Origin of the sequence: Prauserella rugosa, assembly GCF_000719975.1 — a bacterium.
GTDB lineage: Bacteria > Actinomycetota > Actinomycetes > Mycobacteriales > Pseudonocardiaceae > Prauserella > Prauserella rugosa.
The window spans coordinates 1-221 of the sequence record NZ_JOIJ01000086.1; the positions used below are offsets into that span (position 1 = coordinate 1).

Sequence of the window (221 nt, forward strand, 5' to 3'; positions counted from 1 at the left end):
CATGAAGCTTCGAACCGGGTTTCCCACGGTCGACCGGGCTCGGACCAGTCATAGGTCCCCCTTTTTGGCCCGCACGTGGGCGGCATCCACCACCGCGCGGGACCAGTCGATCAAGCCCTGATCACCTAACTCGTCCAGCACCGCGTGATGGATCCGTGCCCACAAGCCCGCCTCGGTCCAGCGCACGAACCACCGGTGCGCAGTCGGGACCTTGACCCCGA

The 221-nt window shown here is 66.1% G+C and carries 1 pseudogene; it reads right to left on the minus strand.

Features of this window, described 5'->3' with window-relative positions:
- Positions 1-221 (minus strand): annotated as a pseudogene (locus IF64_RS27820) (IS5/IS1182 family transposase); the annotation flags it as partial.